This window comes from Plantibacter sp. M259 (assembly GCF_006065115.1).
GTDB lineage: Bacteria > Actinomycetota > Actinomycetes > Actinomycetales > Microbacteriaceae > Plantibacter > Plantibacter auratus.
In genome coordinates this window covers 1,949,506-1,970,204 of the sequence record NZ_CP040750.1, presented here as the reverse complement: position 1 = coordinate 1,970,204, position 20,699 = coordinate 1,949,506, and the positions used below count along the sequence as shown (strand labels likewise).

The following is a 20,699-nucleotide window of genomic DNA, read 5'->3' as shown; positions in this document are numbered from 1 at the left end:
TGGGCGAACGGAGCGTCAGGCGAGGAGGTCCGCGAGGAAGGTCAGCTGCGCCTGCTGCTGCACCGGCCCGCCGCCCTCGTGCCCGTTGTACGGGTAGACGGCGATGTCCTTCTGCGTGCCCGCGTAGTGGTTGAACGCCGCGTACACCGTCGAGGGCGGACACACCGCATCGCAGAGCGCGACGGAGAACAGCGCCGGGGCCGTCGCGCGCGCGGCGAAGTTCGTCGCGTCGAAGTAGGAGAGCGTCCGGAAGACCTCCTCCTCCTGTCCACGGCGGCTGATGAGGAAGGTCTTCAGCTCGGCGAAGGGGCTCGCGTCGGTGATCTGGAGAGCCCGACGGAAGTGCGACAGGAACGGGACGTCGACGAGCGCCGCCGCCAGCCCCTCGCAGAGCCCGGCCGCGGCGAGCGCGATGCCTCCACCCTGGCTGACGCCCGAGACGACCACGCGAGCGGGATCGATCTCGGGGAAGCTGCGCACCACGTCGACCGCCAGCGCGGCGTCGGTGAAGACCCGGCGATAGTAGTAGGTCTCGGGGCTGTCGAGCCCGGCGCTCATCTTGCCGGCGACCTGCGGACCGCTTCCGAACGGGTCGGCCGTCGCGCCCGGCAGGTTCGCACTCCCCTGGCCGCGGGTGTCCATGACGAACACCGCGTAGCCCGCGGACGGGTGCATCGTCCATTGGTGGGCGAGCCCACGACCGCCGCTGTACCCGATGTAGTGCACGATGCACGGGAGCGGCTCGGTCGCGCCGGCCGGTCGGATGAACCAACCCTTGATCGGGTCGCCACCGAACCCGGAGAACGTGACGTCCTCGATGACGAGACCCGTCAGCTCAGGGTTGGATCGTTCACGCACCGTCGGCTGGGCGAGGGCGTGGGCTTCGGCGAGGGTGTCCGCCCAGAAGGTGTCGAAGTCCGACGCCTCCTCGCGGTCGGGCAGGTACTGCTGGAGCTGGGCGAGGGGGAGGTCGAATTGCGCCACTGGTCACCTTCGGTTCGTGAGATCGGATGCGGGAGGACGGGTCAGGAGGACGGGATCGCGGAGATGAGTCCGAGACCAACGCTGCTGCGGTCGGCCACCTCGATGAGGTCCTCGGTGAGGACGTCGAGGTCGCGCTCACGCATCAGGCTCAGTCGACCCGAGATGGAGATCGCCGCCACGACTCTGGCGTTCGCGTCGCGGATGGGCGCCGCGATCCCGAGACGACCCAACGCGAGCTCCTGGTCCTCCATGCAGACGCCGCGTTCCCGCGCCGTCGCGAGCTCGGCGGCGAGCGCCGCGTGCTCCGTGACGGTGTTGGCCGTGTAGCGCGGGAGCGGCTCGTCACCGAGCAGCGCACGGAGGCCGTCCGCGTCGAGGTCGAGGAGCAGACACTTGCCGAGCGCGGACGCGTGCAGCGGCTGGCGCAGCCCGATCATCGAGTGCGACTTGGGTGCGAGGGCTCCCTCGAAGTGGCAGAGGTAGATGAGGCTCGAGCCGTCGAGGACGCCGACGTTGACGCTGAGACCGATCCGCTGCGCGAGCTCCTGAGCGGGAGCACGCGACTCCCGGTGCACCGGGTTCTGGTTGAGCCCCTCGCTAGCGAGCGCCAGGATGGTCGCGCCGATGGCGTAGGACGGACTGTCGGCCGCCTTCGTCACATAGCCGAGCTCCTCGAGCGTGCCGAGGAGGCGTGCGGTCGTCGAAGTGCCGAGACCGGTCGCACGGGCGATGTCGGAGGCCCGCAACGGTCCGGTGGTCGATGCGCCGAGAACGGCGAGCACGGATGCCGCACGGCCGATGCCCTGCTGGATCTCACCTGCCACGGGTCCTCCACGGTGTCGGTGTCGGTTCGGATGTCCGGCCTCGGAGGCCGTGTTCAGCGTAGCGGTCGGGCTCGGCGCGGCCGGGTGGTGCGCCCGCTCGGCTGCTCGAAGACCTTCACACTCGCGACACTCACGTAGGGCGACCCGTTCGTGGCCGTGACGACGACACGGAGGGCATCGACCCGCACGGGTTCGACATCGTGGATCCGGTGGCGGTGGCGGTTCCCCTCGACCTCGGCCAACACCGTCCACGTCCCTTCAGCCGCACCCGCCGGTCTCACCTCGAGTCGGTAGTCGGCGACGAGCTCCGGCACCGCCTCGAAGTCCGTGCGGTGGTGGTGCAGGTTGATGAGGTCCACGTCGACGTCGTCGTTGAACACGATCCGGGCGGACGCGACATCGACCGGCTCATCCCAGTGCAGGGTGAGGACCTCGGGCTCGGCGACCAGATCGCGGTTGTCGTCGAGTCGCTCCGAGGACCACAGGTGCGGTCCACCGTAGGGACGTTGGTAGCCGTCGACGATCCGCTCCGGGCGGTACGCCGTGGTGTCACCACCGACGGTCAGCGCGACGCTTCGGCCGCGGAGCTTCCGGGCGTTCCAGTCGAGGATCGCCTGGTCCTGCTCCTCGGGATGTGGTCGTCGAACACCTCGTCCGAAGCGTGCTTGGCGGTCAGCACGAGGAGCCCGTAGGGGTGGCCTTCAGTGAGGAGCAGGCTGATGTCCGGGTTGGCGCGGACGACGAGCACCGCGTTCTGCTCGATCTCCGGCGTCCATCCGAAGCGGACGGTGGCCGACACGCCGACCCCGGCAGCGATCTCCGCGGCTCCATCGAGGAGGTGCTCGACCGGCACGGCGTTCTGGCGCTTGCCCGTGCTCCACAGTTCGACGCGGAGGGTCGTGTCGCGTGCGGCGTCGACGAGCAGGGTGATCTGGTCGAGTGACGGCGCGACGGGTACGAGGATCGCGACGTCGCGGTCGAGGCTGAACCGCTCGCCGGAGCCGAGGTGCTCCAGCGTGGAGATCGCGTCGAGCGCGCTCGAGGCGGAGACCGTCGCCCGCCTGGACAGATCGTCGGGGTCGTCCGTGGTGATGCCGATGACCGGGGCGTCCTCGCGGAGAAGCGTGCGCTGCAGGAGCGGGAGCGCCTGCCCGGCGAGCTCCCGCGGCGTCAGTCCATCGCGGGCGATGAGCGCCGCAGCCGTCCCCACCGCCTGACCCTGCGTGGCGCAGGTCGCCATGACGCGGGTGGACCCGAACGCGACGTGGGAGGCGGAGATGTTGCGTCCGGCGAACAGCAGGTTGCCGACGTCCCGCGAGTACAGGCTGCGGAAGGGGATCCCGTAGGTGCCGTTGCTGAAGCGCTGTTGCGCACCGGCGGTCTCGGCGTAGACGCCTTCGACAGGGTGCAGGTCGATCGACCACCCTCCGAAGGCCACGGTGTCCTCGAAGTCGACCTGGTCGAGCAGGTCGTTCTGCGTGAGGGTGTGGTCTCCGAGGAGCCGGCGGTACTCACGCTTGCCCGGGATCGATCCGACCCACTCGAGCGTGAGGGTGTCGGCGTCGAACTCGCCGGAGTTCTTGATGTAGTCCCAGATCCCGAAGACGACGCTCCACAGCTCGTCGCGGATCTGCTCGTTCTCAGCGACGGTGTCGAGCTCGCCGCCCCACTCGATCCACCAGTAGTTGCAGCCGTTGTCGCCGGTCCGGATGATCCGGTTGGTGAGGATCGGGGTGTCGCGGATGTCGCGCGCGATGTCAGGGGCGACGAACCGCTCGGGGCGTCCGGCGTCCTTCGTGTAGAAGAAGATCGAGCTGCCGAGGAGTTCGTCGTCCGCCACCTCGGGCGCCCACGGCTCACCGAGCTCGGCGCGGCCCTCGCGACCGATGCGGGAGGTCGCACCCGCCAGGTGACCCACCAGCCCGTCTCCCGTGCAGTCGATGAAGACAGGGGCGACGAACTCGGTCTCGATCTCGCTGCCCATCGTCCATCCGGTGACGGACGCGATCCGCTGCGACGGCGACTCCTCACCGTCCGCCGGCTCCTGCATCGTGACGATGCGGACGTCGGTGTTGAGGTGCAGCTGCAGGTTCGGCTCGGCGCGCACGAGGTCGAGGACGGTCTGGTCCCAGTAGAACGGATTGCCCTCCGGATTGCGGTACTGGTTCTCGAGGAAGAGCTCCCCCATGATCCCGGTCTCCCGCGCGAACCGCTGGTGGCCGTGCGCGGTCGCGCCGACGACCCACACCCGCACCTCGCTCGACGAGTTGCCACCGAGCACCGGCCGGTTCGTGACGAGCGAGACCCGGGAGCCGAGACGGGCGGCCGCGACGGCGGCCGAGACCCCCGCGAGACCACCGCCGATGACGACGACGTCGGCGGACTGGGTGCGGTGCTGCATGGGAGACACTCCTTCGTGATGCGTGATCCTGGAAGCCGTCGGACACGTGTCGACCACCGGACGGTTGCCACGCTACCATTCAGCGGTACGACTTTCCCATTCAGTGGGTAAGATTCTTCGGCAGGTGAACCTCGAAGCACCCCGACAACGATGTGAGGACCGATGGACGAGAGCAGGACCCAGGCCGCAGCCCTGGCCGAAGCCGCCGCGCACAGTGCGCAGACCCCCTACGACGACGCTGAACGATCACGCCGGATGCGGAAGGTCATCTGGGCCGCGGGGGCCGGACACTTCGTCGAATGGTTCGACTTCGGTCTGTACGGCACGCTCGCGACGGTCATCAGCCTCAACTTCTTCCAGCAGGGCAACACGCAGGCGGCCCTCCTGTCCGCGTTCGCGGTGTTCGGCGCCGGCTTCGTGATGCGCCCCCTCGGTGGCCTCTTCTGGGGCTCGCTCGGCGATCGCATCGGCCGGAAGACCGTCCTCGCGACGGTGATCCTCGTGACGTCCGGGGCGACGGTCGTCATGGGCCTCCTGCCGACGTTCGACCTCATCGGCCTCTGGGCGCCGATCCTGCTCGTGATCGTGCGGCTCGTGCAGGGCTTCGCCGCCGGCGGCGAGAGCTCCGGCGCCACCACGCTCCTCGCCGAGTACGCCCCGTCCAACCGACGCGGCTTCGTGACGAGCTTCATCGACGTGTTCGGCTTCGCGGCCTTCGTGGTCGGGGCAGGTCTCGTCCTCCTCTTCACCTCCACACTCGGCACGGACGCCCTCAACGAGTGGGGTTGGCGCGCCCTCTTCTTCCTCGCCCTGCCACTCGGCCTCGCCGGCCTCTACCTGCGGAACAAGCTCGAGGACACCCCGGAATTCCAGGCGATCCAAGCGAAGGGGCCGTCTCGAAGTCACCGCTGCGCACGTCGTTGCGGACCTCGTGGAAAGCGCTGCTCTTCTGCGTCGGCTTCGTCGTGATCAAGGCGGTCGGCCACTGGATCCTGCAGACCTTCATGCCGTCGTACCTGCAGACCGACCTCGGCTACTCGCAGTCGCTCAGCTACGGGGTCACGGTGCTCGGGCTGCTCGCGATCGCGATCCTCGTACCCTTCATGGGCCTGCTGAGCGACCGCATCGGACGGAAGCCCGTGATGATCGCCGGTTGCGTCGGGTTCCTGGTGTTGACGTATCCGACGCTCATGCTCATGAGTGCGGGCAACTTCGCCGCCGCGGCTGTCGCGATGGTGATCCTCGGCGTCTTCATGGCGGCGTACGACGGTGCGTCGAGTGCTGCGATGGCCGAGCTGTTCCCGACCAGTATCCGTTACGGCTCGATGGCGATCGCGTACAACCTGTCGGTCGCCGTGTTCGGTGGGATCACACCCTACTTCGCGACGTTCCTGATCGCCTCGACGGGCAACCGGTTCGCGCCCGCGTTCTACGTGATGGCGGCGGCGCTCATCACGTTGATCGTCGTGCTGCGGGCCCGCGAGACGGCTAAGCTGCCGCTCCCGCGCTGAGCGGACCCGAACGAACGCCGGCGTCGACCCGAGGGGTCGACGCCGGCGTTGTCGTTCAGGGACGACTCAGCGGGTGAAGTCGCGCAGGTCGAGGTCAGGGTCTTCGAGCACGTCCGTGGTCTCGATGGAGTCGCGCGGCTCGTAGGCCGTCGTTGACGGGCGGATGTCGTCGAGGTAGCCCTGCAGGCGGTCTCGTCCCTCACTGAAGTCGGGGACCTCGTCGGTCCAGCTGTGGGGCACTGAGAGGACGTCGTTGCCGAGGCCGATGACGAGCTGCGCGGACGCCGGCCCGTCCTCATCGCCGTCGGGCTCGACCACGATCGGGATGGTGACGGCCTCAGCACGGCCGCGCTTGGCCAGTTCTGCCGTCAGTTCGACCAGGAGCTGCGCGACCTCGTCGGTCGTCACGACGTTCTCGCCGGCGTAGGTAATGCATCGCATGGATCAACCCTGCCGGATGGATGCTGCGAACCAGGGCCCCTTGACAGGCACCCGGGCGAGATGACTAGGCCTCCTAGCGATCGCGCTCAGCGCGTCGTGTTCCGGCGGCGCCGCGACCGCCACGCGCGCCAGGCACCAGTGGACCACAGCGCCCAGGCGACGAGGAGGGGCTGGAAGACCAGGCGGACGGCACGGGCGATGTCGCTGTCCAACCCGAAGGCGTCGGTTTCGCGCACGAACTGCTCGATGTTGCCGGGGAAGACGGCGACGAAGAAGGCGGCGACGATCCAGCCGACGGCGACGCGGTACCGGGCGAGCAGGATCAGCGAGAGGCCGAGCAGGATCTCGACGACTCCCGACGCAACGACGACCACGTCGACCGGCAGGGGCAGCCACTGCGGCACCTGGGCGACGAACGACTGCCGCGCGAAGGTGAGGTGGCCGACGCCGGCGAAGGTGAGGACGGCTCCGAGGAGCCAGCGGGCGAGTGTGCGGACGAACTCCATGTCAGCTCACGGCCGTTACGGCGTACTTGAAGCCGCGGTGCGAGCCGACGAAGCCGAGTCGTTCGTAGAAGCGGTGGGCGTCGACCCGGGCCTCGTCGGAGGTCAACTGCACGATCGACGAACCGGTCGCCGGAGCGGCGACGTCCGTCACCCAGCGCATCATGGCCGATCCCACACCGCCGGATCGCAGCGCGGAGGAGACCCGCACGGCTTCGACGAGCAGTCGGGTGGAGCCGCGGCGAGCCATCCCGGGGATCCGTGTCAGCTGCATGGTGGCGATGACGGCGTCCGCCGCGTCGACGACCAGCAAAATCTCGTTCGCCGGGTCGTCGATGAGGTCCGCGAGCGCACGCTCGTAGGCGGGGAGATCGCTCTCCTGGGCCAGGTCACCGCGGGACGCACTGATCGGGTCGTCGGCGAGGAGCGCCATCAGCGCATCGAGGTCGGCGAGGGTGGCCCGGCGGAGCATCAGCTCCTGTCCTGGCGTGGTGAGGGTGGCGGGGAGCGTGAGCGCGGCGATCATCGTTCCACCCTCTCACCTCTCGCCGGCAGCTCCTGCCACCGCCCGCGCGACCGACCGGAGTGCGTGCGCCCTCGTCGCCGCGTACGACTCCTCCAGCACGGCTTCGAGCCCCGGGTACTCGGTGTGCCCGGCGGGGAGGACACTCAGCTCGAGGTCCTCGAGCGCGTTGGCGACGGCGAACTGCCCGGGTGGTGGCACGTGTCCGTCCCAGAGCGCGGCCTCCACCCGCACCGGCACGTGGATGAACCCCGCGGCCGTCGAGGCGTCGAAGAACCGCAGGACCTCGCGCGCCTCCGGGTGCTCGGCGACGTGGTGTCGCACACGCTCCCCGCTCCCCTCGCACGGCAGGCGCAGACGCAGGTCGTACTGACCGAAGCTCGGCACCACGAGCGTCGCTCCGACGAAGCGGTCGTCCCACGGCAGGGCGAGCGCACCGATCCCACCGCCGAAGCTCTCACCGACGAGGTAGAGCGGGAGCGGTCCGACGACGTCGAGCAGCGCCGACGCCGCGTGCCAGAGGTCGACGGCACAGCGGCCGAGCGCGTACCGCTCGACGCTGTCGATGCCGAACAGGACATGCCCGTCCTCCGGCGTCGGTGCCCCGAGTCCGGTGTTGAAGACGCCCTGACCGCGGGCGATCGGGAAGATGACGGCGGCCTCGTCCGGGACGCGGGACCAGTCCGGCGCGCCCCGCCCGCCGTAGCCGTGCCCGTGCACCATCCCGAAGCGCGCCTGCCCGCCCGCCGGCGTGGCGAGCCATCCGCGGAGGCGAAGGCCGTCGGCGGCCGTGTGCTCCACGACGAAGACCTCGTGGGCACCCTGTCGGCCGATCGGGGTCAAGACCGGATCCGGAGACACCTCACGTGCCGCCGCGTACCACCCGCGCCACAGCTCCTCGAATCCGGCCGGCGGCACGACCGGTTCGACCGCCAGGAGCGCCTCGAGGTCGTAGCCGTAGGTGCCGTCGCGAACCACGTCGCCGAACCAGTCCCGATGTCGTACCTCACGCATGCGTCGTCCGCCTCCGTCTCGTCGTCGTGGATCGCCGGTGCCGAGGTTCGCCGCGCACGCGTGCCAGACTGGCAACCGGGTCGAAGGAGGATGCTGTGCTCGGTGCGGAACGCAGATCGCAGATCATGTCGGAGGTGCGCCGCAATGGTGCGGCGAGCGTCGTCGACCTCGCGACCGCACTCGGCGTCAGCGAGATGACCGTGCGCCGCGACATCGAGCAACTCGCGACGGAGGGCCTCGTCGACCGCGTCCGTGGTGGCGCCACCACGCCCCGGCTGCCCGACCGTGCCGAGCTGGGCTTCCCCAACCAGGCACGCCGACTGCTGGCAGAGAAGCGCGCCATCGCCCGTCGCGCGGCCATCCTCGTCGAGCCCGGCATGTCGGTCGGCCTGTCCGGCGGGACCACCACCTGGACCCTCGCGCAGGAGCTGCGAGCCATCCCGGAGCTCACCATCGTCACGAACTCCCTCCCGGTGGCCGACGTGTTCGCACGGCCCGACCGCGCCGACGAGCCGTACACCCAGACGGTCGTGCTGACCGGCGGCGTCCGCACCCCCTCGGACGCCCTGGTCGGTCCGGTCGCCGTGCGCGCGATCGAGTCCCTGCACTGCGACGTCGTCTTCCTCGGCGTCCGCGGGATCGACCTGCAGGCGGGGCTGACGACCTCGAACCTCCTCGAGGCCGAGACCAACCGGGCGTTCGTCGGGGCCGGGCGCCGCTCCGTCGTCCTCGCCGACCACTCGAAGTGGGGCGCCGTCGGACTGACGACGATCGTCGACCTCCGCGAGGTGGACCACCTCGTGATGGACGACGACGTGGCCGAGGACGTCGAGACCACGCTCCGCGCGCAGTTCGGCGAGGTCTGGCTCGCGCCGGTCGCCTCCGCTTCCGCTTCCGCCGACGACGACCGCATCGACGCCTGACCGCGACACCTCCAGCACCCCGCCACGGCGGAGCGCCGGCCTGTCCTCCCGCTCATGGACCTCAGCGTGCCGTGCTGTCCCGCACGACGATCCGTGCGTCGACGACCACGTGCCGGACCGGCGTGTCGGCACCGGGCGGGGCAGCGATCTGGCGTTCGAGCTCGGTGAAGGCCGCGCGCACGATCGCGTCGTAGTCGGGAGCGACCGTCGTGAGCGACGGGGTCGAGAACTGGGCGGCGTGGACGTCGTCGATGCCGATCACCGCGACCTCCTCGGGCACCCGTCGGCCGGCTTCGTGGAGGGCCGCGAGCACGCCGAAGGCGATCGAGTCGTTGGAGCAGACGACGCCCTCGAGCTCGACGCCCTCGGCGGTCATCCGACGCATCACGCGGCGTCCCTCCTCGGGGGTGAACGCGTCGACGTGCCCGATCAGCGACGGCTCCTGCGCGAGCTCGAGCCGCGCGACCACATCCCGATACCCGGCGTACCGCTGATCCGCCGCGTCGGACGGACGTTCGTCCCTGGGCCCGATGAACGCGATACGGGAGCAGCCGGCCTCGGCGAGGTGCGTCGTCGCGGCGTCGGCGGCCGCCCGGTTGTCGATCGAGATGTGCGTGAACGGGCTGACCTGGATGTGCTCGCCGAGGAGCACCAGGGGCCCCGGGGAGGTCCGCCGCGTGAGGTCGCCGACCGTCAGCGAGCGGGGGATGTGGATGAGTCCGTCCGTGAGCGGCAGGCCCACCCCGTTGGCGATGTCGACCTCGCGGTCGTGGTCGCCCTCCGTGTGCTGGATGAGGATCGACAGTCCACGCTCGTCGGCACCACGGACGAGGAGCGTCGTGAGCTCCGCGAAGTACGGTTCGTCGAGGTTCGGGACGGCGAGCGCCACCATGCCCGTCCGCGAACGGCGCGGTACCGGTGCCGACCGCTGAGAGCCGAAGGCGGCGTCCGACATGGTGCTGCTCCTCACTGCTGACCGGGTGGATCCCGGCCGCTCGGGACCGTTGCGGTCCCGACTGAGCACAACGCTATCTCGGGACATCATCGTTCCTCGCGGATTCGGTGGCCGGTGCCGCGATCGCCTCGATCTCGAAGACCCGCGCGACGTCGGTCGCCGAGGCGGACGGGTCGGTGATGAGGAGGCGCACCGCGTCGACGACGAGTCCGTCCACGGGCGCGGTGACGGTGCCTGCGGTATTGTCGTCGAACCGTCCGACCTCGACCCAGGCGCCGCCCGTCCGGACCTCGATCGCGAAGTCGCGGAGCACCGAATCGGTCGAGGCTCCCCCGGCGTAGCCACTCTTGACCCTGACCTCGGCGAGCGCCGTCGGGGTCTGCCAGGCGGCCGTGATCGTGGGTGCAGTGTCGCCGACCGCGGAGATCCAGCGACTCGCGTCCGTGCACACGCCGTCGACGGCGAGCGCCCCGCCAGTGTCGGCGCGGAGCGCGGAGGAAGCCGTCACCGTGGCTCCGAGCGCGACGTTCGTCCCGCCGAGGTCGCCTCGGAGTCCGGACACGATGTCGGCGAGCGTCGTGCCGCCGGTCTCCGCGGCCGTACCGCGGGGGATCGAGGCCCAGCGCAGGGTCCCGCGCGTGGTCTCGCTGACCGGCGCCGTCAGATACAGGACGTCCGTCCCGCTCGAGGTCTCCGCTCGCAGGCGCTGTGGGCCGGACGCCGGATCGCCGACGACGCGAGCCGCCCAGCCCGAGCCGGCTCCCCCGCGCTCGAGTCGGACCACCTGGCTGCGGTTCTCGCCGCACACCTGCACGGCGAGGACCGCGTACACGCGGTCGACACCACCGGCGCTCGTCGCATCGATGCCGGCGACCGTCGAGACGCCCGAACCGAGCGCGGAGACGTCGACGAGCGACTCGTCGCTCCAGGCGCCGCCGTCCCACGAGACGTACCGGACGTCGTACGCGGTCTCGTCGGCTTCGACGAACCGGTAGACGATCCCCGCGAGCTCCGTGTTGTCGAGGGCGAGCTTCGCGGTCTGTAGCGCCGGCGTGTAGCTGCCGATGGCCTCACCGGCACCGAAGGGGCGCCAGACGACGGATCCCGGGGTGGTCGGGGTGATCGGTCCGGTGAGCGCGGTCCCCGCGACGTCGGCGAAGGAACCGTCGGACGGGTCGTACGTCGCGTACGAGCCGAGGTGCCGCGCGGGGTCCGCCGGGAATGGGCCCCATTCCCACAGCACGTGGACGCGGCCGTCGGCGTCCACCTCGAGGTCGTCGGGGTAGAAGGAGTAGCCGGTCGCCGCGGCGACCACCGCCTCACGTTCCCAGACACCGCTGTCGAGGTCGTACCGGTAGAGCCGCCCCTCCCGCCGCCCCTGCGTGTCCGTCCCGACGCGCACGAGCACCCAGGCGTCGCCGTCCGGGCCGCGCGCCGTCACCGGATAGGTGATCGCCGCGTCGAGGTCGGGCATGGACGACGTCGACTCCACGAGCGAGGTGACGTCGCCGGGTGCACTGGACCGGAACACGTTCCACTGCTCGTTGTGCATCGACACGAAGGCGTGGATGATGCCGTCGCCGTCGACCACGATCGACGGCTGGTTGTGACCGTTGTCGTCGGTGAAGGTCACGCAGGCACCGCCGGCCGTCGAGCGCAGGCACCCTTCGGTCCACGTCCCGTCCGCGCCCCGCGAGGCCAGGTGGACCTCGTGCTTGGAGGCGGTGGACGCCGGTGCGTTGAAGGCGAAGTAGGTGACGCCGTCGACGACGTCGAGCGGCCGCCACCAGCCGGCCTGGTTCGACGTGTCGACGGTGACGGGCACGGTCTCGACCGAGTCGGTCACCGTACTCGCACCCGCGTCGCTCCGCACTGGTCCTCCTGGAGCGGCGACCGCCGGCGCCGTCACCCCCAGCGCGAGGACCGTGAGCGCGGACGCGGCGAGCGCGCGGACGGTGTTCGATGAGCTGCGTCGCATGGTTCTCCCGGTGCCGGTCACGATCGTCCGATCCGCGGCTCAGCCGACGAGCTTCTGCGCGGCTGCCCCGGCGGCCTTCATGGCTTCAGCGGGCTTCTCCTGGCCGACGAGGACCGCCTGCACCTTCTCCGCGATCTTCGTCTCGATCTGCGAGTACTGGACGAACTTCCAGAACGGGTTCGTCGAGCTCGTCTTGGTGATCCGGTCGCTGAAGTTCGTGGCGAACGAGTCGTTCTTCACGGCGTCGGAGTTGAGCGCGTCCTCGGTCGCCGGCGGCAGACCACGGGCAGCGAAGTCCTCGAGCACGGTCTCCGGGTCGGACGTGACCCACTGGGCGAAGTCCGCTGCGGTGCCGGCGGCCGGACCGTCGACCACGGCGAGCGCCCCGCCCCACACGAGCGCGCGGGGCGTGTCCCCCTGCTTGAGGACCGGCCGGGAGACCGGCTGCAGCTTGCTCGCGAAGTCGGGGTCGGGTGACTCGCCGGTCACCGCGCTCCGTCCGACGATCGCGTCGTCGTAGATCGCGGTGCGGCCCTGCGCGAAGAGGGAGCGCGCGTCGAAGCGGTCGACGTCGGCGGCGATGAGGCCCTGGTCGTACAGGCTCTTGTACCAGGTGACCGCCTCGATGCTGGCGTCGTCGCCGATCGTCACGGTGTCCCCGTCGACCAGGGGGCTGCCGAAGGTCTGCATCCAGATGAGGATGTCCTTCAGCTGCGCGGCCTTCGTCGACGCCGCGTAGGGGATCATGCCGTTGCCGAGGCCCTTGAGCTGCTTGAGTGAGCCCTCGAACTCGTCGATCGTCGTGGGGAACTCTCCGATGCCGGCCTGATCGAGGATCGCCTGGTTGGTGACGAGGCCGATCGCGCCGATCGTCCACGGGAGGCCGTACTGCACGCCGTCGAACGTCGCGGCCGTGAGTCCGGCCTTCGTGTATCCGCGTCCCTCGGTCAGCCCGGACACGTCCTGCAGCTTGCCGAGGCTCGCCAGTGAGCCGAGCCAAGCGACGTCGACGTGGGCGACACCGGAGAACTGACCGCCGCGGACCTGCAGCATGAGCTGGTTGATGTACTCGTTGTAGGGGAAGGACACCTCACCGACGTCGATCTTGGCCTTGCCCTCGTACTTCTGCAGGAGGCTCTGGATGGCGGGTGCCGAAGCCTTCTCGGTGAGCGACCAGCTCGCGAAGTCGAAGTCGGTCGCTGTGCCGCCGGCGGTCGCCTTCGGGATGGATCCCGCTCCGGGGGCGGCACCGGTGGGCGCACATCCGGCGAGGGTGGCTGCGGCGACGCCGATGCCGAGGAACTGCAGGGCACGGCGGCGGGTGATGACGGTCTGCTGGGCGGTGGTGGCGAAGGACGGGGTGGTGTGGGACATGGCTCCTCCTCGAGCGTGATCCTGGTGGGACGTGTCTGGGTTGGTGGAACGGATTGTGGGGAGACCGGCGGCGGGCCGGTTCGGTGTGCTGCGCTCAGCCCTTCACGGCTCCGGCGGTCAGTCCGCCGACGAGGTGACGCTGCAGGGCCATGAACGCGATCGCCACGGGTAGGGAGACGACGAGCGATGCGGCCATGAGCTCGGGCCAAGCCGTGGCCGCCTCACCGACGAAGGTGTTCACGAGGCCGGGCGGGAGGGTCTGCTTGTCGGGTCCCGCCAGCGTGAGCGCGAAGATGAAGTCGTTCCACCCGCGGACGAAGGCGAACAGGCCCGCGGCGACCAGGCCGGGTGCGGACAGCGGCAGCACGATGGAGTGGATGATCCGCAGGCGGGACGCCCCGTCGACGCGAGCCGCCTCGATGAGTTCGTCAGGGATCGTGTCGAAGAACCCCTTCAGCATCCAGACGCACAGCGGCAGGGTGAACGTCGTGAACGAGAGCACCAGCGCCGCATAGGTGTTGAGGAGCCCGTAGGCGCTGAACACCGAGTACAGGGTGATCAGCAGCAGCGCCTGCGGGAACATCTGCGAGGCGAGCACGAAGTACATGAGTGATCGACGCCCGCGGTAGCGGAACTTGGAGAACGAGTAGCCCATGTAGGCCGAGACGATCACGGACAGCAGGGCGGTGATGACGGACACGATGATGCTGTTCCGCAGGTAACCGAACAGGTCCGGGTTCGAGGCGAGCGCGGTGTAGGCCTCGAAGCTGATCTCCGTGGGGAAGAGCTTCGGTGGGTAGGAGAAGACCTGGGCTCGCGGGGTCAGCGAGGTGGCCAGCAACCAGTACACCGGCAGCAGCCCGAAGCCGCCGCAGACGATCACCGCGACCCAAGCGCTGATCCGCACGGCCCGGCTCTCGGAGCGGAAGAGCGACGGACGGCGTCGCAGGGTGCCGAGGTCGGTCGCGACGAACGGGGGTTGCGGGTCCGGCGTGGTGTCCTGCGGTGCAGGCGGGGCGGTGGAGACGCTCATTTCTGCTCGCCTTTCTCCGAGAATCGGACGTAGACGACGACGAGCGCCATCAGGAGGATGAGCCAGAGCAGCCCGAGGGCGCCCGCATGGCCGAGGTCGAAGCCGCGGAAGGCGGTCTCGTACACGGCGGTGGCGAAGGTCTGGGTGCTCCCAGCCGGACCGCCGCCCGTCAGGACGTAGATGATGTCGAAGTGCTGGAAGTTCCAGATGAACTCGAGCAGCAGGACGAGGCCGATGATGCCCTTCAGCTGCGGGACCGTGATCGAGAAGAAGCGTCGAATGGTCCCGGCGCCGTCCATCTCGGCCGCCTCATGGAGTTCCTGTGGCACGGTCTGCAGGCCGGCGAGCAGCATGACCATGATCCAGGGGAAGGACTGCCAGGTCTTCGCCACGATCACCGCGAACATGGCCGTCTGCGGTTGTGCCAGCCACGCCTGCGCCTCGATTCCGAACAGACCGAGGATGGCGTTCGCCACTCCGTAGTTCGCGTTGAAGATCCACATCCAGAGGAACGACACGACGACACCCGGAACGAGCCACGGGATCAGCATGAGTCCGCGCAGCATCTTGGCACCGCGGATGCGCGTGTTGAGTGCGAGGGCGAGCGCGAAGCCGATGATGAAGGGGGCGATGGTCGTCCCGAGGGTGAAGACCATGGTCTGCCCGAGCAGCTTGAGGAAGTCACCCTGGAGCACGTCGATGATGTTCTGGAATCCGACGAACTCTCGTCCGGGGACGACCAGGCTCTGCTTGAAGAACGCCGTGACGAGCGCGGTCAGCAGCGGATAGGCGACGACCGCCACCAGGAGCGCGAGCCCCGGGAGGACGAGGACGAACGCGAACATCCCATCCGGCATCCGTCTTGGTTTGTTCGAAACTGTATCTAACTGTGAAGTCGTCATACTCACATCCTTGTGAGGAGCATTCCGCTGCATGCGGGGCTTCCTGGGGCGGAGGCGCTCTTATCAGCGGCCAAGTGTTGTTCAGCATGCCCGGTGTCCGCGTGACAGGTCAACGCGCGGTGGTCACGGTTCCATAACGGACTGTTCATACTTGATTGAAACTGTCTTTTAAGAGCGTCCGTCCGCTGCCAGAGTGGACATGGGAGAGTTGATGGGTGAACTACGACCTCAGCGCTCCTGCTCGCCGCGACATCAAAGGCCTCACGGCCGCCATCGAGTCGGCCGAGGACACTGCTTCACTGCAAGCGCGTCTGAGCGTGCCCCGCTACGGCGTGTTCGACCTCGTCGGCCGGGCCCGCCGCTCGCCGATCATCGGCGGACTCCTCCTGGCCGGTACGGCGCTCGACCAGAACGGCAAGCCGACGAAGCCGCTGCAGGTGCTCGAGACGATTCCCGAGCTGGACCCCGTGGACCCCGACCCGGGTGCCGTCGTCGCGCAGCTCTCCGAGCTCTCACACGGTGACCTCGTCACGGTGCGGTTCTCCGACGGCGCCTACGGCGACTTCGGCGTGACCGGCATCGCCGTGTGGTCGGTCCCCGGCACCACCTTCCTCGTGGGGGGCTGGCTCATCGGTTCCGCTGGTGCGCCGGCGCCCCGAGTCACCGAACTCGTCCGTCTCGCGCCCGTCGGCGACCACCCCTGGCCTGTCCCGGCCCAGATCACCGTCGTCGGCGAGGACATCGGCATCGACTGACCGTGCTTCGTTCGCCCAAACGTGGGCGAACGAGCACACGGTCGCCCGAAGATGGGCGAACGAACGGACACACCGGAGGCGCTGGGGGGCGAACCGATGAGCAGGATGGTCCGCGAAGTCGTCTCGGCCGGGATGATGTGCCTCCCGCTGGCAGCTGGGATCGTCGCTGCTTGGACCATTCTGCCGACCGCACCATCGACGCTCGACGTCCACGTCGACCGGAGCGGAGTGGTCGACGGGACCGCGCCGACCTGGCTCATGGTCGCGGTCCCGCTCGCGCTGTCCGTGGTCGCCGCGGTCCTCGGCATCGCCGGGCTCCGCGAGTCGTGGCAGGCGAACCGTCGGGTGCAGCGAGCACTCGCTGGAGGAGCAGCCGTGCTGGGTCTCGTCGTCTGGATGTGGTCGGTGGAGTTCACCCGGCTGGCCGGCACGGGATCCGACCTGGTCGCGCTGCCGGTCGTCCTCTCGGTGTTCGGCGCGATGTTCTGGGGCGTCCTCTGCTTGGTCGTCACCCCGCCCGATCTCCTCGCGGACTGAACCCTGGCATGGGCACCACTGCCCATTCAGGGTTCGTGACGCTCGACCTACGCTCGTGATGTCCGAGCAGTCGAACGAGAGGAACATGACATGACCACACGAACGATGCGCAACAGGATCACCATCGCGGGGGCCGTCCTCGGTCTCGCCATCGCCGGCTCCGTCGGCGGCGTGGCGACCGCCGCACCGGCCGCAGCAGCCGGCCAGTGCGTCGACTACCAGTACTCCATCGGCGGAGACGGCGGGTGCGTCGCCAACATCCAGACCCTGCTCAACGCCTTCGGACCGAGGATCCCCGGTGGTGTGTCCAACCTGGAGGTCGACGGTCAGTTCGGCGACCAGACCCGAGCAGCCGTCGTCGCCTTCCAGACGTACTGGGGCATGCAGGTCGACGGCGTCGTGGGCGCCGAGACCTGGAACATCCTCTGCGGGCCGCAGATGGGTCCCGGCCCGATCTCGTGGTACCCGTACGACGCGGCTCGCGCTTCCGGCTGCAACATCTGACCGGACCCGCACGACGACACTCCCTCGCCCATCTTTGGGCGAGGGAGTTCTCGTTCGCCCGAAGATGGGCGAACGAACGGAGCAGGCTACTCCGCGTCGATCGTGAAGAGCTGCGCCTGCTCGGGAGCGAGGAGCGGCATCGCGATCCCGACCTCAGCCAGCGCGCGGCCGGTGAGCACGACCGAGCCCTCGGTCAGCCATAGTGGCGGCACGTCCTGGATCGACCGGGCGGGCGCGCCGAGGTCGAGCGGGCGGACCCGGTACCGACGCTCGGGATCGAGGCCGGGCACGCGAAGTGGCGCGGGGATCGCCGTCAGCGGTGCGGCGAGCGCCACCTGCGCGACGATCGCGGACGAGCGGTCCTGGGCGATCACCCCGTGCGCGTGCAGTGCCGGGTCGGCGCTGTCCATGCGGACGATCTCGCCCGTGTGCAGCAGCGGGCGGAGGCGCTTGTAGTGCGCGATCCATGTCGCGATCAGCTCGAGCTCCGGCTCGCTCGCCTCGTTGAGGTTCCACTCGATGCCAGCGCTCCCGAAGAGGGCCGTGGCCAGGCGGAACGAGAGGTCCGAGGTGCGCCAGGTGGTGTGCGAACGGGCCGCGCCGAGGTGTCCGCCGAGATACTCCGGTGGGATCACGAGCCCCGTGTAGCGCTGGATCGACTGCCGCTCGAGCGGGTCGTTCGTGTCGCTCGTCCACACCCGTTCGACCCGTTCGAGGATGCCGAGGTCGATCCTCGCGCCACCTGACGCGCAGGACTCGATGTCGACACCGGGGTGCAGGGTACGCACCTCGTCGAGCAGTCGGTAGAGCGCCGTCGTCTGCCGGTGCGCCGAGCCGCCGAGGAGGTCGCGGTTGTGATCCCACTTGAGGAACGCGATGTCGTACTCGGTCAGCAACGCGTCGAGTCGTCCGAGGAGGTACGCGAAGGCGTCCGGGTTGTCGAGGTCGAGCACCCGTTGGAAGCGCCAGGTCGGGGCGTCCGGGTGCCCGAGGACCCAATCGGGATGCGAGCGCGCGAGCTCCGAGTCGGGGTTCACCATCTCCGGCTCGACCCACAGCCCGAAGTCCATGCCGGCACCCGTGACCGCGTCGATGAGTGGCGACAGCCCGCCCGCCCAGCGTTCCGGGTCGACGAACCAGTCGCCCAGCGCACGGCGGTCGTCCGTGCGACCGGTGAACCACCCGTCGTCCAGGACGAACCGCTCGACACCGACGCGCTTCGCCTGCTCGACGAGGGTGAGCAGTGTCGGCAGGTCGTGGTCGAAGTACACGGCCTCCCAGGTGTTCAGCACCACCGGGCGGGGCTTCGTGATCGTGCTCCACGAGCGGATCCAGGGGTGCAGTCGCGCCGAGACGCCGTCGAGACCAGCGTCGGAGTAGACGGCGACCGTCCACGGCGACTCGTAGGTCTCCCCCGGCGCCAGCGTGACCTCGCCGGGCGCGAGGAGTTCACCGGAGCCGGTGACCACGGGGCCGAGTGGCGAGCGCTCGCTCCAGATCACCTTGTCGCCGCTCCACGCGAGGTGGGTCGCCCACACTTCACCGCTGCGGAAGTCGAAGCCGGGTGCGCCCGTGACGGACAGGAACGCGTCGTCGTGACCGGGTCGTCCGTGACGGTGCTCGCGCGTCCAGGCGCCCTGCCCGAGGCGGTGGCGCTGCGGCGTGCGCTCGTGCGTCCAGAGACCGGTGAAGTCGAGGAGTTCGGTGGCGCGGCCGGGAACCGGGAGCACGACGGCGAGGGCGTCGACGGCGAGCGGTCGGTCGATCTCGGCGTCGTTCCGCACCGTGTGCCGGACGCGGAGCACACCCTGGGGGGTCAACTCGATCGTCGAGACGATCGTCACCGCGGCGCGCTCGTCGGAGGTCGTGAGGGTCAGCGAGGTCTCGGTGGCGTGCTGGTCGATCAGCCGCAGCGCGAGCAGGTTCGACGCATCGGTTCCGCCCGGCCGGTGCACGCCGACACCCGGGCGGCCGCTCCAACCGTCGAACACGGTGGGCAGCAGGCTGAGGCGCGGCGGGGCGTCGATGGAGGAGGGCGGGATCGCCGGCGTCAGCCCGTCGGCGAGGGCGATGAGGGAGTCGGCGGCCAGTTCGACATCGGCTCCCCAGTGGAGGATGGTGGGCACCTCCGTGCCGCGGGCGTCGACGATCAGGCTGACGCCCGCGGCACGAAGGTGGTGGATCACTGCTCTGTTACTCCTTGACGGGGATGGACTGCGCCTTGAGGGCGTCGATCGTCGCCGACTGGCCCTTGGTGAGGGCGTCGAGGAGGGTTCCGTCGCCGGAGACCGCAGCCTTGAAGCCGTCGGACACGTCGTTGTAGGTCTGCGTCATCGTCGGCCCCCAGGCGAAGTCTTCCGACACCTCGGAGGAAGCCTCCGCGAAGACATCGTAGATCGGCTGGCCGCCGTAGAAGTCGACGCCCTCCTTGAGGACGGGCAGGTTCAGGCCCTCCTTCGTCGCCGGGTAGATGTTGGCGCTCTTGTTGAGCATGGTGAGCGCCTCATCGGAGGTGTTCAGCCACAGCGCGAACTTCGACGCCTCATAGGGGTGCTTGGAACCGGTGAAGACGGCGGTCGAGGAACCGCCCCAGTTGCCGGCCGCGGAGTCGCCGGCCTCCCACTGCGGAGCCTTCGCGACGGCCCACTTGCCGGCGGTGTCGGGAGCACCCGACGCGATGGAGTTCGCGCCCCAGACGGCGGAGTTCCAGGTCCAGGCGGCGCTGGAGTTGTAGGCGTTGTCCCACTCGGTCGTCCAGGTGGGGACGGTCGAGACGAGGTCCTCGTCGATCAGGTCCTGCCAGTAGTCGGCGACCTTCTTGGAGGCGGGGTCGGTCAGGTCGACGGTCCAGTCGGAGCCGTCGTTGTCGAACCAGCTGCCGCCGGCCTGCCAGACGAAGCCGGCGAACTGGTTGATGTCGCCCTGCGAGAAGTTCGTGATGTACGCACCGGTGGCGCGGACCTTCTTGGCGGCCTCCTTGTACTCGGCCCACGTCGTCGGGATGGCGATCCCGTTCTGCTCGAACAGGTCGGCGCGGTAGAACATGGCCATCGGGCCGGAGTCCTGCGGGACGGCGTAGACCGAGTCGGACTCACCGAGCGAGACCTGACCCCAGGTCCAGTCGACGAAGTCGTCCTTGGCGGCCATGACGTCGTCGCACGCACCGAGGTCCATGAGGCCGTTCTGCACGCGGAAGTTCGGCAGGGCGTCGTACTCGATCTGGCCGAGGTCGGGGGCGTTGCCGGCCTTCAGTTGGTTGAAGAAGTTCTGGTAGGTACCGCTGTTGCCGTTCGGGCCGGTCTGGACCTTGACCTGGATGTCGGGGTTCTCCTTGTTCCAGACGTCGACGACCTCCTCGATGCCGGGGATCCAGGAGGTGAAGCTGAGGTCGACCTTGCCCTCGGCCGGGGCGCAGGAGGCAGCAGCACTGCCGCCCTCCGACCCGGTGGAGGAGCAGCCGCTCAGGACGACGGCCGACAGCACCGCTGCGGCGACCGCTGTTCTCTTGAGGTTCATAGCGAATCCGTTCTTCTGTGA

Annotated in this window: 21 protein-coding genes; 6 read left to right on the top strand and 15 right to left on the bottom strand. The window is 69.3% G+C overall.

Annotated elements, in window-relative coordinates; translation table 11 throughout:
* Positions 1–15 precede the first annotated feature (15 nt).
* The 4 genes from FGL15_RS09100 to FGL15_RS09090 form a co-directional block, all read right to left on the bottom strand.
* Positions 16–984, bottom strand: coding sequence for an alpha/beta fold hydrolase (locus tag FGL15_RS09100; RefSeq protein ID WP_138945784.1), 969 nt, complete (start codon positions 982–984; stop codon positions 16–18).
* Between the two features lie 41 nt (positions 985–1,025).
* Complete coding sequence (locus FGL15_RS09095; protein ID WP_138945783.1) at positions 1,026–1,808, bottom strand: IclR family transcriptional regulator; 783 nt, start codon at positions 1,806–1,808, stop codon at positions 1,026–1,028.
* Positions 1,809–1,861: 53 nt separating this feature from the next.
* On the bottom strand, positions 1,862–2,188 hold the full coding sequence (locus FGL15_RS20860) for a hypothetical protein (RefSeq protein WP_240773879.1): 327 nt from the start codon (positions 2,186–2,188) through the stop codon (positions 1,862–1,864).
* A 182-nt stretch (positions 2,189–2,370) separates the two neighbouring features.
* Positions 2,371–4,209 (bottom strand): FAD-dependent oxidoreductase, encoded by a 1,839-nt coding sequence (locus FGL15_RS09090; protein WP_240773878.1) that lies wholly within the window; start codon positions 4,207–4,209, stop codon positions 2,371–2,373.
* Between the two features lie 162 nt (positions 4,210–4,371).
* On the opposite strand from FGL15_RS09090, the gene FGL15_RS21230 reads away from it, so the two are divergent.
* Positions 4,372–5,178, top strand: a complete 807-nt coding sequence (locus FGL15_RS21230) for an MFS transporter (protein ID WP_205858716.1) — start codon at positions 4,372–4,374, stop codon at positions 5,176–5,178.
* Positions 5,175–5,720 (top strand): MFS transporter, encoded by a 546-nt coding sequence (locus FGL15_RS21225; protein ID WP_205858715.1) that lies wholly within the window; start codon positions 5,175–5,177, stop codon positions 5,718–5,720. Before FGL15_RS21230 ends, FGL15_RS21225 begins: the two co-directional genes overlap by 4 nt.
* Before the next feature lie 66 nt (positions 5,721–5,786).
* On the opposite strand, the gene FGL15_RS20850 is transcribed toward FGL15_RS21225, so the two are convergent.
* The 4 genes from FGL15_RS20850 to FGL15_RS09065 form a co-directional block, all read right to left on the bottom strand.
* Complete coding sequence (locus tag FGL15_RS20850) at positions 5,787–6,161, bottom strand: hypothetical protein (RefSeq protein WP_240773877.1); 375 nt, start codon at positions 6,159–6,161, stop codon at positions 5,787–5,789.
* Between the two features lie 86 nt (positions 6,162–6,247).
* Positions 6,248–6,667 carry a hypothetical protein gene (locus tag FGL15_RS09075; protein ID WP_138945782.1) on the bottom strand — a complete coding sequence of 140 codons (420 nt, stop codon included), beginning with the start codon at positions 6,665–6,667 and terminating at the stop codon, positions 6,248–6,250.
* Between the two features lies 1 nt (position 6,668).
* Complete coding sequence (locus FGL15_RS09070; protein ID WP_138945781.1) at positions 6,669–7,190, bottom strand: GNAT family N-acetyltransferase; 522 nt, start codon at positions 7,188–7,190, stop codon at positions 6,669–6,671.
* A 12-nt stretch (positions 7,191–7,202) separates the two neighbouring features.
* Entirely contained in the window at positions 7,203–8,201 is a 999-nt protein-coding gene (locus tag FGL15_RS09065) for an acetylxylan esterase (RefSeq protein WP_138945780.1), read from the bottom strand.
* Between the two features lie 95 nt (positions 8,202–8,296).
* Here FGL15_RS09065 and FGL15_RS09060 point away from each other — a divergent pair, with 95 nt between their 5' ends.
* Positions 8,297–9,124 carry a DeoR/GlpR family DNA-binding transcription regulator gene (locus tag FGL15_RS09060; protein ID WP_205858714.1) on the top strand — a complete coding sequence of 276 codons (828 nt, stop codon included), beginning with the start codon at positions 8,297–8,299 and terminating at the stop codon, positions 9,122–9,124.
* Positions 9,125–9,185: 61 nt separating this feature from the next.
* On the opposite strand, the gene FGL15_RS09055 is transcribed toward FGL15_RS09060, so the two are convergent.
* The 5 genes from FGL15_RS09055 to FGL15_RS09035 all read right to left on the bottom strand — a co-directional run bounded on the left by FGL15_RS09055 (position 9,186) and on the right by FGL15_RS09035 (position 15,309).
* Positions 9,186–10,079, bottom strand: a complete 894-nt coding sequence (locus FGL15_RS09055; protein WP_138945779.1) for a LacI family DNA-binding transcriptional regulator — start codon at positions 10,077–10,079, stop codon at positions 9,186–9,188.
* 73 nt (positions 10,080–10,152) lie between these two features.
* Positions 10,153–12,057, bottom strand: coding sequence for a BNR-4 repeat-containing protein (locus FGL15_RS09050; RefSeq protein WP_138945778.1), 1,905 nt, complete (start codon positions 12,055–12,057; stop codon positions 10,153–10,155).
* A gap of 39 nt (positions 12,058–12,096) precedes the next feature.
* Positions 12,097–13,431, bottom strand: a complete 1,335-nt coding sequence (locus tag FGL15_RS09045) for an ABC transporter substrate-binding protein (protein WP_138945777.1) — start codon at positions 13,429–13,431, stop codon at positions 12,097–12,099.
* A gap of 94 nt (positions 13,432–13,525) precedes the next feature.
* Positions 13,526–14,464, bottom strand: coding sequence for a carbohydrate ABC transporter permease (locus FGL15_RS09040; RefSeq protein ID WP_240773876.1), 939 nt, complete (start codon positions 14,462–14,464; stop codon positions 13,526–13,528).
* Positions 14,461–15,309 carry a carbohydrate ABC transporter permease gene (locus FGL15_RS09035; protein ID WP_138945776.1) on the bottom strand — a complete coding sequence of 283 codons (849 nt, stop codon included), beginning with the start codon at positions 15,307–15,309 and terminating at the stop codon, positions 14,461–14,463. The genes FGL15_RS09040 and FGL15_RS09035 overlap by 4 nt, the downstream gene beginning before the upstream one ends.
* A 272-nt stretch (positions 15,310–15,581) precedes the next feature.
* Between FGL15_RS09035 and FGL15_RS09030 the strand changes: the two genes are divergently transcribed.
* The 3 genes from FGL15_RS09030 to FGL15_RS09020 all read left to right on the top strand — a co-directional run bounded on the left by FGL15_RS09030 (position 15,582) and on the right by FGL15_RS09020 (position 17,162).
* Positions 15,582–16,121 carry a hypothetical protein gene (locus tag FGL15_RS09030; RefSeq protein ID WP_138945775.1) on the top strand — a complete coding sequence of 180 codons (540 nt, stop codon included), beginning with the start codon at positions 15,582–15,584 and terminating at the stop codon, positions 16,119–16,121.
* Positions 16,122–16,226: 105 nt separating this feature from the next.
* Positions 16,227–16,658 carry a hypothetical protein gene (locus FGL15_RS09025; protein ID WP_138945774.1) on the top strand — a complete coding sequence of 144 codons (432 nt, stop codon included), beginning with the start codon at positions 16,227–16,229 and terminating at the stop codon, positions 16,656–16,658.
* Positions 16,659–16,748: 90 nt separating this feature from the next.
* Positions 16,749–17,162, top strand: coding sequence for a peptidoglycan-binding protein (locus FGL15_RS09020; RefSeq protein ID WP_138945773.1), 414 nt, complete (start codon positions 16,749–16,751; stop codon positions 17,160–17,162).
* An 86-nt stretch (positions 17,163–17,248) separates the two neighbouring features.
* Here the strand turns inward: FGL15_RS09020 and FGL15_RS09015 are convergent, their stop codons facing one another.
* Entirely contained in the window at positions 17,249–19,348 is a 2,100-nt protein-coding gene (locus FGL15_RS09015) for an alpha-galactosidase (RefSeq protein WP_370282175.1), read from the bottom strand.
* A 7-nt stretch (positions 19,349–19,355) separates the two neighbouring features.
* Positions 19,356–20,678 (bottom strand): ABC transporter substrate-binding protein, encoded by a 1,323-nt coding sequence (locus FGL15_RS09010; RefSeq protein WP_138945772.1) that lies wholly within the window; start codon positions 20,676–20,678, stop codon positions 19,356–19,358.
* Positions 20,679–20,699: the final 21 nt, after the last annotated feature.

Bases quoted from the DNA above. Each gene is read 5' to 3' on its own strand.
- FGL15_RS09090 (WP_240773878.1), bottom strand. From the start codon at position 4,209: ATGCAGCACCGCACCCAGTCCGCCGACGTCGTCGTCATCGGCGGTGGT.
- FGL15_RS21230 (WP_205858716.1), top strand. From the start codon at position 4,372: ATGGACGAGAGCAGGACCCAGGCCGCAGCCCTGGCCGAAGCCGCCGCG.
- FGL15_RS20850 (WP_240773877.1), bottom strand. From the start codon at position 6,161: ATGCGATGCATTACCTACGCCGGCGAGAACGTCGTGACGACCGACGAG.
- FGL15_RS09075 (WP_138945782.1), bottom strand. From the start codon at position 6,667: ATGGAGTTCGTCCGCACACTCGCCCGCTGGCTCCTCGGAGCCGTCCTC.
- FGL15_RS09070 (WP_138945781.1), bottom strand. From the start codon at position 7,190: ATGATCGCCGCGCTCACGCTCCCCGCCACCCTCACCACGCCAGGACAG.
- FGL15_RS09065 (WP_138945780.1), bottom strand. From the start codon at position 8,201: ATGCGTGAGGTACGACATCGGGACTGGTTCGGCGACGTGGTTCGCGAC.
- FGL15_RS09055 (WP_138945779.1), bottom strand. From the start codon at position 10,079: ATGTCGGACGCCGCCTTCGGCTCTCAGCGGTCGGCACCGGTACCGCGC.
- FGL15_RS09050 (WP_138945778.1), bottom strand. From the start codon at position 12,057: ATGCGACGCAGCTCATCGAACACCGTCCGCGCGCTCGCCGCGTCCGCG.
- FGL15_RS09045 (WP_138945777.1), bottom strand. From the start codon at position 13,431: ATGTCCCACACCACCCCGTCCTTCGCCACCACCGCCCAGCAGACCGTC.
- FGL15_RS09040 (WP_240773876.1), bottom strand. From the start codon at position 14,464: ATGAGCGTCTCCACCGCCCCGCCTGCACCGCAGGACACCACGCCGGAC.
- FGL15_RS09035 (WP_138945776.1), bottom strand. From the start codon at position 15,309: ATGTTCGCGTTCGTCCTCGTCCTCCCGGGGCTCGCGCTCCTGGTGGCG.
- FGL15_RS09025 (WP_138945774.1), top strand. From the start codon at position 16,227: ATGGTCCGCGAAGTCGTCTCGGCCGGGATGATGTGCCTCCCGCTGGCA.
- FGL15_RS09020 (WP_138945773.1), top strand. From the start codon at position 16,749: ATGACCACACGAACGATGCGCAACAGGATCACCATCGCGGGGGCCGTC.
- FGL15_RS09010 (WP_138945772.1), bottom strand. From the start codon at position 20,678: ATGAACCTCAAGAGAACAGCGGTCGCCGCAGCGGTGCTGTCGGCCGTC.